Origin of the sequence: Micromonospora carbonacea, from assembly GCF_014205165.1 — a bacterium.
In the GTDB taxonomy this organism is placed as follows: domain Bacteria; phylum Actinomycetota; class Actinomycetes; order Mycobacteriales; family Micromonosporaceae; genus Micromonospora; species Micromonospora carbonacea.
In genome coordinates, this window is sequence record NZ_JACHMZ010000001.1 from 4049791 (window position 1) to 4064298 (window position 14508).

The 14508-nt window shown below is 74.3% G+C and carries 14 protein-coding genes; 3 read left to right on the forward strand and 11 right to left on the reverse strand.

Annotation, left to right across the window (positions count from 1 at the left end; all coding sequences use genetic code 11):
- Position 1 precedes the first annotated feature (1 nt).
- The 11 genes from HDA31_RS17240 to HDA31_RS17290 are packed head-to-tail and all read right to left on the reverse strand — an operon-like array spanning position 2 to position 12204.
- On the reverse strand, positions 2-1609 hold the full coding sequence (locus tag HDA31_RS17240) for a class I adenylate-forming enzyme family protein (protein ID WP_219825039.1): 1608 nt from the start codon (positions 1607-1609) through the stop codon (positions 2-4).
- Entirely contained in the window at positions 1606-3171 is a 1566-nt protein-coding gene (locus HDA31_RS17245; RefSeq protein ID WP_178064404.1) for a class I adenylate-forming enzyme family protein, read from the reverse strand. The genes HDA31_RS17240 and HDA31_RS17245 overlap by 4 nt, the downstream gene beginning before the upstream one ends.
- The gene (locus tag HDA31_RS17250; protein WP_178064403.1) at positions 3171-3668 is read right to left on the reverse strand and encodes a VOC family protein; all 498 of its coding nucleotides are present in this window, start codon (positions 3666-3668) and stop codon (positions 3171-3173) included. Before HDA31_RS17250 ends, HDA31_RS17245 begins: the two co-directional genes overlap by 1 nt.
- Before the next feature lie 31 nt (positions 3669-3699).
- Positions 3700-4620: an SDR family NAD(P)-dependent oxidoreductase gene (locus HDA31_RS17255; protein ID WP_178064402.1), complete on the reverse strand. Its 921-nt coding sequence runs from the start codon at positions 4618-4620 to the stop codon at positions 3700-3702.
- Positions 4617-5801: an acetyl-CoA acetyltransferase gene (locus HDA31_RS17260; protein ID WP_178064401.1), complete on the reverse strand. Its 1185-nt coding sequence runs from the start codon at positions 5799-5801 to the stop codon at positions 4617-4619. The genes HDA31_RS17255 and HDA31_RS17260 overlap by 4 nt, the downstream gene beginning before the upstream one ends.
- On the reverse strand, positions 5791-7212 hold the full coding sequence (locus HDA31_RS17265) for a zinc ribbon domain-containing protein (protein WP_178064400.1): 1422 nt from the start codon (positions 7210-7212) through the stop codon (positions 5791-5793). The genes HDA31_RS17260 and HDA31_RS17265 overlap by 11 nt, the downstream gene beginning before the upstream one ends.
- A 16-nt stretch (positions 7213-7228) precedes the next feature.
- Positions 7229-8020, reverse strand: coding sequence for an ABC transporter ATP-binding protein (locus HDA31_RS17270; protein WP_178064399.1), 792 nt, complete (start codon positions 8018-8020; stop codon positions 7229-7231).
- Positions 8017-8904 (reverse strand): ABC transporter permease, encoded by an 888-nt coding sequence (locus tag HDA31_RS33045; protein WP_178064398.1) that lies wholly within the window; start codon positions 8902-8904, stop codon positions 8017-8019. The genes HDA31_RS17270 and HDA31_RS33045 overlap by 4 nt, the downstream gene beginning before the upstream one ends.
- Positions 8905-8909: 5 nt before the next feature.
- On the reverse strand, positions 8910-9833 hold the full coding sequence (locus HDA31_RS17280; protein ID WP_074478882.1) for an ABC transporter permease: 924 nt from the start codon (positions 9831-9833) through the stop codon (positions 8910-8912).
- The gene (locus HDA31_RS17285) at positions 9830-10675 is read right to left on the reverse strand and encodes an ABC transporter ATP-binding protein (protein ID WP_074478881.1); all 846 of its coding nucleotides are present in this window, start codon (positions 10673-10675) and stop codon (positions 9830-9832) included. The genes HDA31_RS17280 and HDA31_RS17285 overlap by 4 nt, the downstream gene beginning before the upstream one ends.
- Before the next feature lie 2 nt (positions 10676-10677).
- Positions 10678-12204 (reverse strand): ABC transporter substrate-binding protein, encoded by a 1527-nt coding sequence (locus HDA31_RS17290; RefSeq protein ID WP_178064397.1) that lies wholly within the window; start codon positions 12202-12204, stop codon positions 10678-10680.
- A 189-nt stretch (positions 12205-12393) separates the two neighbouring features.
- Here HDA31_RS17290 and HDA31_RS17295 point away from each other — a divergent pair, with 189 nt between their 5' ends.
- Genes HDA31_RS17295 through HDA31_RS17305 form a run of 3 tightly spaced genes read left to right on the forward strand, consistent with a single transcriptional unit; the run spans position 12394 to position 14458 of the window.
- Entirely contained in the window at positions 12394-13131 is a 738-nt protein-coding gene (locus tag HDA31_RS17295; protein ID WP_178064396.1) for an enoyl-CoA hydratase/isomerase family protein, read from the forward strand.
- Positions 13128-13946 carry a VOC family protein gene (locus HDA31_RS17300; protein ID WP_074478878.1) on the forward strand — a complete coding sequence of 273 codons (819 nt, stop codon included), beginning with the start codon at positions 13128-13130 and terminating at the stop codon, positions 13944-13946. The genes HDA31_RS17295 and HDA31_RS17300 overlap by 4 nt, the downstream gene beginning before the upstream one ends.
- Entirely contained in the window at positions 13943-14458 is a 516-nt protein-coding gene (locus HDA31_RS17305; RefSeq protein ID WP_178064395.1) for a flavin reductase family protein, read from the forward strand. Before HDA31_RS17300 ends, HDA31_RS17305 begins: the two co-directional genes overlap by 4 nt.
- The last annotated feature ends 50 nt before the right edge of the window (positions 14459-14508 follow it).

Consider the following 14508-nt stretch of genomic DNA (forward strand, 5'->3'; position numbering starts at 1 on the left):
GTCAGCCGCGCCCGGGCTCGGCGTACGCCCAGTCCGGCCGCAGCTCGGCGCGCAGCTCGCGCAGGGTCCGCTTGAGCACCTTCCCCGACGGGTTCGTCGGCAGCTCCGGCACCAGGAAGACCTCCTTCGGCACCTTGAACCGGCCGAGCCGCTGCCGGGCGTACGCGATCAGGTCCCCAGCCCGAAGCCCCGGCCGGCCAACGACGAACGCCACCGGCACCTCCACCCACACCGGGTGCGGCGCGCCCACCACCGACGCGGCGAGCACGAGCGGGTGCCCGGCGAGCACGTTCTCGATCTCGGCGCTGGCGATGTTCTCCCCGCCGCTGCGGATCATGTCCTTGAGCCGGTCGCGGATGTAGAGGTAGCCGTCGGCGTCGAGGCAGCCGATGTCGCCGGTGTGGAACCAGCCGGCGCGGAACGCCGCCCGCGTCGCCTCCGGGTCGTCGAGGTAGCCGGGGCTCACCTTCGGCCCCCGCGCGACCACCTCGCCGCTCTCGCCAACCGGCACGTCGCGGCCGTCCGGGTCCACCACCCGCACCTGGACCCACGGCACCGGCAGGCCCACCGAACCCTGCTTGGACTCCTGGTGCGCGGCGTCGAGGTAGGTCAGCCCGCTGCACGTCTCGGTGAGGCCGTAGCCCTCGATCAGGCGCGCGTGGGGGAACAGTCCCCGCGCCACGGCGAACAGCGCCGACGTCACCTGCGAGTAGATCACCCAGCGCACCGACGACAGGTCGGCCGCGACGCCCGTCGCGCGGCGCAACATGTCGAGCATCGTCGCCGCCATCACCATGCCGGTGATCCGTTCCGCCTCGATCGCCCGCAGCACGGCCGCCGGCTCGAAGCGCCGCAGCAGCACCATCGCGCCGCCGACGTGCCAGATGCCGTAGCCGGGCAGGTCGGTGCCGCCGACGTGGTAGAGCGGCGCGAAGTTGAGGATCCGGTCGCCGGGGCGCAGCCCCAGCTCCACGATCTGGGCGTGCATGTTCATGTTCACGTTGCCGTGGGTGAGCAGGACGCCCTTGGGCAGGCTGGTCGTGCCGGAGGTGTAGACGATCCGTTGCAGGGCGGCGTCGTCGAGGTCGGCGTCGGCGACCCGGGCCCCCCGGTGGGCGTCGATCAGCGCCCGCAGGTCGAGCCAGCCGTCGCCGATCGGTTCGAGGGCGAACCGGCGCACGCCCGCCGGGCCGGAACCGCCGGCGGCCGGCGCGGCGTCGGCCGGCGCGGCCCCGGCCAGGGCGGCATCGGTCAGGGCGGCCTCCGTCAACGCCGCGAACTCCGGGACGGTCGCGACCGCCTGGACCCGCGCGTGCGCGAGCAGCCGGGCCAGCTCCCCCGCCGTCAGTCGGTAGTTCAGCGGCACGAAGACCGCGCCGAGCTTCGCCAGCGCCAGGGACAGGAGGAGGAACTCCGGCACGTTGTTCGCCACGATCGCCACCCGGCTGTCCCGGCGTACCCCCTCGGCCGACAGGCCCGCGGCCAGGGCGTTGACGTCGGCGTCGAGCTGCCGGTGGGTCCACCGGCGGCCCTCGAGGACGAGCGCGTCGGCGTCGGCGAAGCGCCGGGCGTTGCCGGCCAGCATCGCGGCGATGTTCGCGGTGCTCACCCGGCCACCGCCGGGCGCGGGGAGTTGTGCTCCGATGGCGGCGTCCCGGTGCCGCCCTGGCGCAGCAGCGTCTTGAGGACCTTGCCGGAGTCGTTGCGCGGCAGCGCGGCGACGACCTCGACGTACTTGGGGACCTTGTACCGGGCCAGTTCGGCCCGGCAGTGCCCGCGCAGCTCCTCGGCGGCGGTGGCCGCGCCGTCGCGCAGGACGACGAACGCCTTCGGCACCTCGTCCCACTGCGGGTCCGGCACGCCCACGACGGCGACCTCGGCGACGTCGGGGTGCCGGGCGAGGACCCGTTCGATCTCGGCGCTGGCGATGTTCTCCCCGCCGGACTTGATCAGGTCGGCGCGGCGGTCGACGAACCACAGGTAGCCGTCGGCGTCGATCCGCCCGACGTCGCCGGTGAGGAACCAGCCGTCGCGGCGGGTCCGCCGGTTGGCCTCGTCGTCGTTCCAGTAGCCGGGCGAGACCTTCTCGCCGCGCACGACGATCTCCCCCGCCACGCCGGGGGCGACGGGCCGGAAGTGCTCGTCGACGATCCGGATGTGCACGCCGGGGAACGGCGCGCCGAGCGCGCCCAGCTTCGCCTCCTCGTGGGCGGCGTCCATATAGCAGACGCCGTTGCACAGCTCGGTCATGCCGAAGGTGTCGACGAGGCGCACGTGCGGCAGGCGGCGCTTCACCTCCCGCCGCACGCCCGGCGCGACGCCGGCGAAGAGCAGGTAGCGCAGCGCGGCGAGGTCCGGCGGGTCGGGCAGGTCCAGCACGCCGAAGAGGATCTGCGCGGCGAGCACCATGCCGGTGATGCGTTCCTCGGCGGCGATGCGGGCGATGTCCGCCGCCTTGAACGTCGGCGTGAGCACCATCGTCGCGCCCGCCACGAACGTCGCCAGCCCCGGCGCCTCCAGCCCGCTGACGTGGAACAGCGGCGCGGAGACCAGGATCCGGTCGGCGGCGGTCAGCTCCAGTTCGAGGACCTGCGCGAGGTGGTTCGCGGCGAGGTTGCCGTAGGTGTGCACGACCCCCTTGGGCCGGGCCGTGGTGCCCGAGGTGTAGAGCAGCCGGTGCACGTCGGCGGGGCCCTTCTCGGCGTCGGCGACCCGCACGCCGGCCGGCTGCCCGGCGAGCAGGTCGGCCAGCCGCCGCGCGCCGCCGACGACCCGGTCGCCGTTGGCGACGAGGGTCCGCAGCCCGGCCGCGGTCGCCAGCCGGTCGGCGTCGTCGGCGAAGTCGTCGTCGTAGAGCAGGCCGGTGACCCCGGCCTGGTCGAGGACGTACGCCTGCTCGGTGACGTGCAGCCGCCAGTTCAGCGGCACCGAGATCGCGCCGATGCGGCTGAGCGCGAGCAGCTCGATGACGTAGGTGGCGGTGTTGCGGCCGAGCACGCCGACCAGGTCGTCGGCGGTGATGCCGGCGGCCAGCAGCGCCGCGGCGTGCCGGTCGACGTCGGCGTCGAGCGCGGCGTACGTCCAGCGGCGGTCGGCGTCGACGAGGGCCTCCCGGTCGGCGCGGCGCAGCGCCTGCCGGCGCAGGTGCTCGGTGACGTTGCCGGCGGCCATCAGTTGCCGCCGCCGTCGCGCCGCCGGGCCAGGATCTCCTCCCGGGACGGCAGCGACACGAACTCCAGCAGGTTGCCGTCGAGGTCGCGGGCCGCGAACGCGGTGATGTGGCCGTAGTTCTCCAGCAGCACCCGGTTGGGGGCGGTCAGGCAGTCGGCGCCCAGCTCGACCAGCCGCCGGTGCAGCTCGTGGATCTCGTCGAGCGGCACCTCGAAGCTGAGCAGGAAGGGCCCCCGCTCCAGGTGGCCGCCGGTCGCCGTCCGGGTGGTGACGCCGTTCCACTCGATGAGTTCGAGCTGGCCGACGCGGCTGGGCCCCTGGAGGTACTGGACCTTCCCGGTGGTGCCGGCGGGCAGGCCCAGCGACACCTCGATCCCGGGGCCGCCGACGTCGGTGCGCAGCGTCCTGCGGTAGCCGAGGGCCCGCTCGTAGAAGTCCGCGGCCCGGTCGACGTCGGAGACGGTGATGGCCACGTGGTGCACTTCGCTGACCGGCATGGTGACTCGCTTTCTGGGTTGTCCGCGCGGCTCAGGCGGCCGGTCCGGGCGGGCCGGCCAGGACCCGCTGGATCAGCGTGACCTCGTCGGCGCCGCTGTCGGGCACGACGAAGTCGTCGAGCCGGCAGATGTCGTCGATGGACCCGTCGATGTCGTCGGGGGTGGCCGGCGCGGGCCCGCCGTACCAGCCGGGGGTGACGCCCAGGAAGATCCGGCCGACCCGGCCGCCGCCGACGGTGAGGATGTGCCGGTTGATCCGGCACCGCTCGGAGGCGAGGTACGTGGCCACCGCCGCGACGTGCCGCGGGTCGAACCGGTCGGCCAGGTCGCCGAGGAGGTTCTCGGTCATCCGGGTCGCCGCCGTGGGCGCGATCGCGTTGACCAGGATGCCGTGCCGGGCGCCCTCCAGCGCGAGGACGTTCATCAGGCCGATCAGCCCGGCCTTCGCCGCGCCGTAGTTGGCCTGGCCGAAGTTGCCGAACAGCCCGGACGACGAGCTGGTCAGCACGATCCGGCCGTAGCCGCGCTCGACCAGGTGCGGCCAGGCGGGGCGCAGCACGTGGAACGCCCCGGCGAGGTGCACGTCGAGCACGGCGGTGACGTCGTCGTCGCCCATCTTGGCCAGCGTCCGGTCCCGCAGGATGCCGGCGTTGTGGATGACCGCGTCGAGGCGGCCGTACGCGTCGACGGCGCGGCGCACCAGGTCCGCGCCGCCCTCGGCGGTCGCCACCGAGTCGGTCGAGGCGACGGCGGCGCCGCCGGCCGCGCGGATCTCGGCGACGACCTGCTCGGCCGCGCCGGAGGAGCCCGAGCCGTCGACCGTGCCGCCGAGGTCGTTGACGACCACCGACGCGCCCCGCTCGGCGAGGCTGAGGGCGTGGGCCCGGCCGATGCCGTTGCCGGCCCCGGTGACGACGACGACCCGGCCGTCGAGGGTGACCCGGGCGCTCATCGCTCGTTCCCCAGGACCGCCACGAACGCGACGCAGGAGCCGGGCTGCCCGCCGAGGTTCTGCGCGACCGCCAGCCGGGCGTCGGGCACCTGCCGGCTGCCGGCCTCGCCGCGGAGCTGGGTGAAGCACTCGAACATCATCCGCAGCCCGGTCGCGCCGATCGGGTGGCCGAACGACTTGAGGCCGCCGTCGGTGTTGACCGGCAGCGCCCCGTCGAGGTCGTAGCGGCCGTCGAGGATGTCGCGCCAGGCCTTGCCGCGTTCCGAGAACCCGAGGTCCTCCATGAGCACCACCTCCGTCGGTGTGAAACAGTCGTGCACCTCGGCCAGGGAGATCTGCGTGGCCGGGTCCGTGACGCCGGCCTGCTCGTAGGCCTGCCGGGCCGCCGCGACCACCTCCGGGAAGGTGGTGAAGTCGTAGCCGTCGGTGGCCAGCCCGGCCCCCGACCCGGCGACGAAGCCCATCCCCCGCAGGTAGACGGGCCGGTCGGTGTAGCGGTGGGCGTCCTCGGCGCGCACGAGGACCGCGGCGGCGGCCCCGTCGGAGACGCCCGAGCAGTCCATGACGCCCAGCGGGCCGGCCACCCGCGGCGAGTTCTCCACCGTCTCGGCGGTCACCGCCTTGCGGAACTGGGCGCGCTCGTTGCGCGCGCCGTTGGCGTGGTTCTTCACGGCGACCCGGGTCAGGGCGTCGCGCATGCCGCGCGCGTCCACCCCGTACGCCCGCTGGTAGGCGGGGACGAGCAGGGAGAAGCCGGCGGGGGCGGTCCAGTCGACGTCGGTGCCGTCGGCGGGTGGGTAGACGGCGGACAGCCCCGAGTAGGAGGAGTCCTTCAGCTTCTCCACCCCGGTCGCCATGACCATGTCGTACGCGCCGGACGCGACGGCGTACGCGGCGTTGCGGAACGCCTCGGAGCCGGTGGCGCAGTAGTTCTCGACGCGGGTGACGGGCTTGCCGGTCAGCCGCAGCGGCCGGGCGAGGGTCTGCCCGGACATGCCCGAGCCCTGCGTGCCGACCCAGAACGCGTCGACGTCGTCGAGGGTGAGCGCGGGCGTCGACCCGACGCACTCCCGCACGGCGTCGACGAGCAGGTCGTCGGCCGACGCGTGCCAGTGGTCGCGGAACGGGGTGCAGCCCATCGCGACGATCGCGACGTCGTTGACCGTGCGCCTACTGGCCATCGGTGGTGTCCTTTCCGGGCGGGGCGTCCTGGGGCGTCGGGCGGAGCTTCCAGAAGTAGTTGTGGATCGCGTCGGTGGTCCACAGCCGCCGGAAGGTCGGCGTCATCGCCATGCCCACGGTGACGTCGGCGGGCGCGACGTCGGTCGCGTACGCGCTGAGCCGGCCGCCGCCGTCGACGTCGGCGACGACGACCGCGACCTCCGGCTCCGGCATGGTGGTCAGGTGGTCGCGGGTCACCGACACGACCCGGGCGGTGCGCTCGCGCAGCGAGACCTTCCCGGTGGCGTCGGGCGTCGCGGCGATGCCGCAGGCGGCGCAGGCCCGACCGGGGGGCGTGGTGACCGCGCCGCAGGCGTCGCAGCGGCTGCCCTCCAGCCGGTACTTCCAGCCGGCGCGGCGGCGCATCGGCGGCGATGCCGGGGCGGGTGCCGCCGGCCGGGCCGGGCCCTGCACGTCGAGCAGCCCGCGCCAGCGCAGGTAGCGGCCGTAGCCGAGGGGCTGGCGCGCGGCGAGCTGGTCGCGCACGGACGGGCCGCCGCGCGCCGCGCGTACCCCGTCGCCGACGCGGAAGACGAACGCGTCGGCGCCCTCGGTGGCCGACAGCAGCAGGATCGTCTGGCCGGGGCGGGCCTCGTCGAGCGCGGCGGCGAGCAGCAGCCCCGGGTGGGCGGCCCCGGTGAAGCCGGTGGCCCGTTCGGTCGTCGCGTCCCGGCCGTCGCCGCGCAGCGCCCGGCGCAGCGCCGCCGCCGCGCGCGGGTTCGACGACGACACGACGACGGTGTCGACGGCGTCGAGGGCCGCCTCGGCCAGGGCGTGGCGGGCCGCGTCGAGGCCGGCGGCGGCGAGGACCTCGGCGGTGAACCGCTCGTCCCAGACCCGGTCGTGGCGCTCCCCGGGCAGCCGCCAGCGTTCCAGGACCTCGGCGGTGCGCCCGGCGCGGGCCAGGAGCGCGGCGGCGGCCGGGCCGCCGCCGACGAGGCCGACGGCGGCGTCGCCCTGGGCCAGCTCGTCGGGCGCGCCGGGGCGGGTGGTGCGCAGGTCGGCCAGGGCGGCGGTCGCGCCGGCCCGGACGACGAGGTCGAGGGCGGTGGCGCCGCTGCGGTGCCCGCGCAGGTCGACCGCGGCGGTGGCCGGGTCGAGGCCGAGGGCCTCGTGCGCCACCCCGGCGGAGGTCTTCGCCTCGTACGGGGCGTTGGTGGTGGCGAACAGCAGTTGCCGGCCGGGCGGGGTGGCGGCGGCGACATGGCGCAGCGCCTCGACGGCCATCGTGACGGTGTCCTCGTCGAACGCGGCGACGCCCCGGGCCGGGCCGCCGGGCCGGGGCGGCGTCGTCGCGTCGAGTCGGTTGTCGGCGAGCACGTACGCCGGGAGGTAGGCCGCGTAGGCGTCGATGCCGGGCTGTTCGGGCATGGGTGGCGGTTCTCCTTCAGGTCCAGGAGGGGATGGCGGCCAGGAGCCGTCGGGTGTACTCCTGCTGCGGCCGGTCCAGCACGCTCTCGGCGTCGCCGGCCTCGACCACCCGCCCGCCGCTCATCACGGTGATCCGGTCGCAGAGGTCGCTGGCGAGCATGAGGTCGTGGGTGACGAAGAGCAGGCCGATGCCGAGCTCGTCGACGAGGGTGCGGAACAGGCCGACGACCTTGGTCTGCGTCGTGACGTCGAGGGCGGTGGTGCACTCGTCGGCGATCACCAGGGCGGGGCGGGTGACGACGGCGAGTGCGATGGCGACCCGCTGGCGCAGGCCGCCGGAGAGCTGGTGGGGATAGCTGTCGAGGACGCGGGCCGGGTCGGCGATGCGCATCTGCTCCAGCACCTCCAGCGAGCGGCGGCGCACCTCGGCCCGGGTGATGTCGCGGACGTGCCGGCGCAGCACCTCGGCGAGCTGGGCGCGGACCCGCATCAGCGGGTTCAGCGACCGCGACGCGTCCTGGAAGACCATGCCGACGGCGCTGCCGCGCACCCGGTCGGTGCGGTCGACGCCGGGGGCCACCACCACGTCGCCGGCCAGCGCGACGGAGCCGCGTTCGACGCGGACGTTGCGGTCGAGCAGCCCGACGACGCAGCGGGCGAGGGTGGTCTTGCCGCTGCCGGACTCCCCGACGACGCCGACGATCTGGCCCCGGCGGATCTCCAGGTCGACGTCGTCGAGCAGGCGCAGGTCGCCGCTGGCGAGCCGGGCGGTGACGGCGAGGCCGTCGGCCTTCAGCAGGACGCTCATCGGCGCGCCTTCCGGGGGTCGTGGTGGGTGAGCAGCGCGTCGCCGAGCAGGTTCACCAGCAGCACCAGCAGCGTGATGGCGAGCCCGGGGAAGAACGCGATCCACCACGCCTGGCTCAGCTCGTCCTGGCCGGACGCCAGCATCGAGCCCCAGCTGTTCATCGGCGGCACCACGCCCAGGCCGAGGAAGCTCAGCGCGCTCTCGACCAGGATGGCCGTGCCGACCTGGAGGGTGCCGAGCGCGACGGTCGTGCCGGCGAGGTTGGGCAGGATGTGCCGGAAGACGATCCGGGGTTCCGACGCGCCGGCCGCGCGCAGGCCGAACACGAACTGCCGCTCCCGGATCGCCATGGTCGCCGAGCGGGTGACGCGGGCGCAGACGGCCCAGCCGGTGAGCGCCAGCACGAGGAACAGCACGGGCAGCGAGCTGCCCCGGTTCGCGATGATCGCGAGGGCGACGAGGATGAACGGCAGGGCGAGCTGGGCGTCGATGAGCACCGAGATGACCCGGTCGACCCAGCCCCGGAAGTAGCCGGCGAGCACGCCGAGCAGCGTGCCGGGACCGATGGCGACGAGCGCGCCGACCAGGCCGATGACGATCGTCAGGCGGCCGGCCGTGACGAACTGGGTGAGCACGTCCTGACCGAGCTTGTCGGTGCCCAGGGGATGCGCCCAGGTGCCGCCGGACAGGAAGGCCGGCGGCTGCCGGGTCGCGGCCAGGTCCTGACCGGCCGCCGGGAGCAGTCCGGTCAGCGGCAGCACGAACACCCCGGCGGAGACGACGGCCAGCGGCAGGGACAGCCAGAACACGGAGGTACGCGCGCGCCGGCCGGGCCGCCGCGGCGGTGCCCCCGCGGCGGTCGGGTCGAGTTCGAGTTGGCTCACGCCGGTCACCTCACCCTCGGGTCGACGATCGAGTGCAGGACGTCGACGACCAGGTTGAGCAGGACGAAGACCAGCGCGCCGAAGACGACGATCGCCTGCACGAGCGGGAAGTCGCGGAACTGGATGGCCTGGAGCGCGAGCTGCCCGAGGCCCGGCCAGGAGTAGACGTACTCGACGGCGACCGCGCCCGAGAGCAGGATGCCGGTCTGGAGCACGACGATCGTCAGGATCGGCATCATGGCGTTGGCGAACGCGTGCCGCCACACGACCCGGCGGTTGCCGAGCCCCCGGGCGCGGGCGGAGTCGATGTAGGGCTCGGCGAGGGCCTCGCTCATCGAGGCGCGGGTGAGCCGGGCGATGTGCGCCATCGGGTAGACCGACATGGTGAGGGCGGGCAGGATCAGGTGCTTCGGGGTGCCCGACTGCCCGGCGGGCAGCCAGCCGAGCTTCACGGCGAACAGCACCACGAGCATCATGCCGAACCAGAAGACGGGCACGGACTGCCCGAGCAGGGCGACGGTGGAGGCGGCCCGGTCCCACCAGGTGCCCTCGCGGGTCGCGGCGAGGACGCCGAGGGGCACGCCGACGAGCAGGGCGAGGCCCATGCCGGCGGCGACCAGTTGCAGCGTGTACGGCAGCCGGTCGGCGATCATCGACGTGTTGGACTGGTAGAACTGGAGCGACTGGCCGAGGTCGCCGGTGAGGATGCCCCGCAGGTAGTCGAGATACTGCACGACCAGGGGCAGGTCGAGGCCGAGCTCGTGGCGCAGCGCCTCGCGCTGCTCCGGCGGCGCCATCGGCCCGAGGATGGTCGCGGTGGGGTCGCCGGAAAGGCGGCCCAGCAGGAACGCGAGGCTGAGGGCGATCAGCAGCGACGCGAACAGGGACGCGAGCCGGCTGCCGACCCGGCGGACGGTGCTGGCCTTCATCGGCGGGACCTCCAGCGCGCTCCGGGCATGGCGGCGAGCAGCTCGCGGGTGTAGTCGTTCTCGGGGGTGACGAAGACCTGCTCGCAGGGCCCCGACTCGACGACCCGGCCGCGGTACATGACGTGCACGACGTCGCAGAGCGACCGGACGACGGCGAGGTCGTGGCTGATCATCAGCAGCGCCGCGCCGGTGGTGGCGCGGATCTGCCGGAGCAGGGCCAGCACGTCGGCCTGGACGGAGACGTCGAGGCCGGAGGTCGGCTCGTCGGCGACGATGAGGCGCGGGCGCATGAGCAGCGCCCGGGCGATGCAGACCCGCTGGGCCTGGCCGCCGGAGAGCTGGTGCGGGTAGCGGTCGAGCAGCTCGGGGGCGAGCCGGACGCTGCCGAGCAGCTCGGCGTCGCCGATCCAGGAGGTGCGTTCGGGTTGCAGGGCGCGCAGCTCCCGCAGCCCGGACCGCACGGACTGGCGGGGGTCGAGGGAGCCGTGCGGGTCCTGGAAGACGACCTGCACCTCGGGCCGGAGCCGGCGCAGCCGCGTACGGCTGATCTCCGACAGGGAGTGGCCGAGCAGCCGGATGTCGCCCCCGCCGCGCGGCCCCAGCGCGGTGGCGGCCATCGCGAGCGTCGTCTTGCCGGAGCCGGACTCGCCGACGACGGCGACGCTCTGGCCGGCGTCGATGCGCAGCGACACGTGGTCGACGGCGCGGAAGACCTGGCCGGTGCCGCGGTCGCGGTGCTCGACGACGAGGTCGTCGACCACCAGCACCGGGGTCTCCGGCTCCGGGGTGCGGGGGTGCCGGGCGGCCTCGCCCGACACCCCCTTGCGCACTGCCTCGGTCATCGTCAGCGGGTCGTCTTCGTGAAGTCCACGGTGTTCAGGGGGCCGAACACCACGCCGGAGACGCCGGGGGCGGTCGCGTAGTTGAACACCTGCCGGTACAGCGGCACGTAGCAGTGCTTGTCCACCACGCCGATCGTGTTGAGCTGGTCGTAGATCGGGGCGGCCTGTTCGGCGCCGTCCTGCTCCAGCGCCTGCTGGGCGAGCTCGTCGATCTTCGGGTCGGGACAGTTGCCGGTGATCGACTTCGTCTTCATGAAGCCGCTGACGAAGTAGTCCGGCACGGCGACGTTCGGCACCCCGGCGAAGATGGAGATGCCGGGCACCTGACGGCCGATGATCCGCTTGACGAGCGTGCCGTAGTCGAGCGGGACGTAGGTCACCTTGAAGCCGGACTGTTCGAGGCTGCCGCCGACGGCCTGGGCGACCTCCTCGATGTTGGTGTACTGGGCCGCCGGGTAGCTGATCTGCACGGTCGGGGCGGCGGAGCCGACGAGTTCCTTGGCCCGGGCGGCGTCGGCGGTCACGCTCCGCGCCGGCTGCTGGCCCGGCTTGACGTTGAGCAGCCCGGCGTCGGCGACGGCCTGGCCGTCGAAGATGCCCTTGACGATCGCGTCGCGGTCGATGGCCAGGGCGGCGGCCTCGCGCAGCTTCGGGTCGTCGAAGGGGGCCTTCGTCGAGTCGAGGAACGCGATGATCTTCATGGCCGTCTCGGTGCTGACCACGTCGACGCCGGCGTTCTTGGCCGCGCTCGCCTGCGCGGGCGGCAGGTCGAAGGAGATGTCGACGCTCTTGCTCTGGATCAGCGCGAGGCGCTGCGCGGCCTCGTTGGCCCAGGTGAAGGTGATGCCGTCGTTGGCGGCCTTCGTGCCCCAGTAGTCGGGGTTCTTCTTGACCGAGATGTCGCGGCCGGCGTTCGCGCCTCCCCACACGTACGGGCCGGTGCCGACGGGGGCGGCGGCGAAGCCCTCCGACCCCTTCTCCTGGTAGTACTTCGGCGGCACCAGGTAGACCGTGGTGAGCAGGTCGGGGATGTTGTACTGCGGGGTCTTCGTCTTGACCACGACCGTGGTGGCGTCGGGCGCCTCGATCGCGGTGACGTTGGTGAAGTAGGACTTGAGCTGGGAGGCGGCGGCGTCGCGGGTGAGCGTGATGGTGTTCGCCACGGCGGCCGCGTCGGCCTTCTCGCCGTTGCTGAAGGCGACGTCGGGCCGGACCTTGAAGGTCCAGGTCGTCGCGTCGGTGCGCGTCCAGCTCGTGACCAGGCCGGTGTCGGTCGGGGCGAGGTCCTTGTCGGTGTTGATCAGGGGCTCCAGCATCGTCGCCCAGACGATCTGGGCGGAGCGCGCGCCGACGATCGGGTCGAGGGTGGCCGGCTGGGCGGCGAGCAGCGCCCGGACGGTGGCCGAGCCGGACGACCGGGCGTCATCGGAGTCGGACCCGCCGCACGCGGTGAGGCTGGCGCTCGCGATGGCAAGGGCGGCGGCCGCGGCGAGGGGCCGCCGGGAGCGCAGGAATTTCGTGATCATCATGGGCGTCCTTCAGAGGCGATGGACCCGCCAGGTCGCGGCCTGAGCCGGCGGTGACGTTCGCCACAAAGTACCGACCAGCCGGTATCAAGTCAACGGGTCGAGCGGGTATCTCGTCCGTGACGTTCGTGTGTCAAAGGGCCGCCCGCCAGGGGCGTTGTATTCATACCGACCGGTATGTATGATGCGGCGGTGACCATCACCCTCACCCATGGGCACGACGGCCGCGTGGCGTGCGTCCGCTACGACAACGCCGCCCGCGGCAACTGCGTCGACGACGCCGCGCTGCGCGAACTCGTCGACACCATGACGGCCGCCGCCGCCGACGAGACCTGCGTGGTGATCCGCCTCGACATGGCCGGGCGGCACTTCTGCGGCGGCTGGGACACCTCGTCCTTCGCCGGGCTGGCCGGCGCGCCCCCCGAGACGGTCGCCGCCCGCCTGCGCGGCAGCGACGCCGCGCTGGCGCAGATCCGGCGGCTCCCGGTGCCCGTCGTCGCCGCCGTCCGGGGCCGGGTCGTCGGGTTCGGCGCGGGCCTGCTCGACGCCGTGCACCTGCCCGTCGCCGCCGCCGACGCCCGGCTGTCGCTGCCGGAGGCCCGCTTCGGCTTCGCGCCCGCCGGGGTCGGCCACACGATCACCCGGGCCCTGCCCCGGCCGCACGCCTACCACCTGCTGACCGGCGCGGCGACCGCCACCGCCGCCCAGCTGCACGCCTGGGGCCTGGTCGCCCGGGTCGTCCCCGACGCCCACCTCGACCGCGAGGTGGACGACCTCGTCGACTCGCTGCTCGCCCTGCCGCAGGGCACCGTGCGGGCGGTGGTCGAGGTCGTCGAGTCGAGCCTGGCCAGCGGGGCCCCCGACCACGCGTACGACGTCTCGGCGCGCACGATCGTCGCCGGCCTCGCCGCGCGGGCGGTGTCCGGGTGAGCCGGCCGTTCCGGCCCGGCGAGGCCGTCTGGGTGGAGCTGTGCACCCCGGACCCCGAGCGGGCCGAGGCCTTCTACGGCGACCTGCTCGGCTGGACGGTGCGCGCGGAGCGGCTGGGCGTCGGCACCTACCGCATGTGCGGCGTCGACGGGCGCGACGTCGCCGGCATCTCCGACGCCGCCGCGCTGCACGGGGGCCGCCCCCGGGGCTGGCTCACCTACTTCGCGGTCGACGACGTCGCGGCGTCGGCGCGGCAGGCCGTCGCGCTCGGCGGGGAGCTGGTCACACCCCCGCGCTACCTGCCCGCGGCCGGCACCGGGGCGGCGGTCGTCGATCCCTTCGGCGCGACCTTCGGCCTCTACCAGGGCGAGTCGCGCGCCGGCGTCCAGGCCCTCAACTCGGTCGGCGCGCTGTGCTGGAACGAGCTGGACACCGGCGAGCCCGCGCGGGCCGTGGCCTACTACCGGGCCCTGTTCGGCTACACCACCCGCCAGCGCGGCGACGCGCCGACGGCCCGGCCGTACACGCTGCTGATGCTCGGCGACGTCCCGGTGGCCGGCGTCCTCGAACTGGACAACGAGTGGCCCAACCTCATCCCGTCGAAGTGGATCACCTACTTCGCCGTCGCCGACCTCGACGACGCGCTGGCCCGGGTCGCCGCCCTGGGCGGCACGCCGACCGTCGGGCCGGTCGACAGCCCGCACGGACGCCTGCACCTGATCAAGGACCCGGGCGGGCACACGCTGTGCCTCATCCAGCTCGAAGGCGGGCTCCGCCCCGTACCCGACTCCTGCGACCCGGCGGTGACCCGATGATGGCCGAGCCCCTGTTCGACTCCGCCGAGTTCCGCCAGGTGTGCGGGCACTTCCCCACCGGCGTGACCGCCGTGACCGCCGTGACCGGCGCGGGCGAGGTCGCCGCGCTGACCGTGAACTCGTTCACCTCGGTCTCGTTGCGGCCGCCGAAGGTGCTGTTCTGCGTCACCAGCCACTCGTCGAGCTTCCCGGTCCTGATGGCGGCCGACCGCATCGCGATCCACATCCTCAGCCAGAACCAGGAGGACGTCGCCCGGCGGTTCGCCACCTCCGGCCTGTCCGGCGCGCAGCGGCTCGACGGCGTGTCCTGGGTGCCCGGCCCCGACGCCGTCCCGCTGCTGCCCGGCACGCCGGCGATCCTCGCCGGCCGCCGCGACGAGGTCATCACCAGCGGCGACCACGTGATTGTCCTGCTGGACGTCGACCACGTGCACCTGAAGCCGACGGGCGTGCCGGCGCTGTCGTTCTACCGGGGCCGGTTCGTCGCCCCGTCGGACGCCGCGCCGCAGTGAGCGCGCCGGCGCGACCGACCGGCGGGCCCGCGCCGGCGCGACCCGCCGGG

What these genes read in the sequence shown, in the direction of transcription:
- HDA31_RS17245 (WP_178064404.1), bottom strand. Translation starts at nt 3,171, where the DNA reads ATGGCCGCCGGCAACGTCACCGAGCACCTGCGCCGGCAGGCGCTGCGC.
- HDA31_RS17250 (WP_178064403.1), bottom strand. Translation starts at nt 3,668, where the DNA reads ATGCCGGTCAGCGAAGTGCACCACGTGGCCATCACCGTCTCCGACGTC.
- HDA31_RS17255 (WP_178064402.1), bottom strand. Translation starts at nt 4,620, where the DNA reads ATGAGCGCCCGGGTCACCCTCGACGGCCGGGTCGTCGTCGTCACCGGG.
- HDA31_RS17260 (WP_178064401.1), bottom strand. Translation starts at nt 5,801, where the DNA reads ATGGCCAGTAGGCGCACGGTCAACGACGTCGCGATCGTCGCGATGGGC.
- HDA31_RS17265 (WP_178064400.1), bottom strand. Translation starts at nt 7,212, where the DNA reads ATGCCCGAACAGCCCGGCATCGACGCCTACGCGGCCTACCTCCCGGCG.
- HDA31_RS17270 (WP_178064399.1), bottom strand. Translation starts at nt 8,020, where the DNA reads ATGAGCGTCCTGCTGAAGGCCGACGGCCTCGCCGTCACCGCCCGGCTC.
- HDA31_RS17280 (WP_074478882.1), bottom strand. Translation starts at nt 9,833, where the DNA reads ATGAAGGCCAGCACCGTCCGCCGGGTCGGCAGCCGGCTCGCGTCCCTG.
- HDA31_RS17285 (WP_074478881.1), bottom strand. Translation starts at nt 10,675, where the DNA reads ATGACCGAGGCAGTGCGCAAGGGGGTGTCGGGCGAGGCCGCCCGGCAC.
- HDA31_RS17290 (WP_178064397.1), bottom strand. Translation starts at nt 12,204, where the DNA reads ATGATGATCACGAAATTCCTGCGCTCCCGGCGGCCCCTCGCCGCGGCC.
- HDA31_RS17305 (WP_178064395.1), top strand. Translation starts at nt 13,943, where the DNA reads ATGATGGCCGAGCCCCTGTTCGACTCCGCCGAGTTCCGCCAGGTGTGC.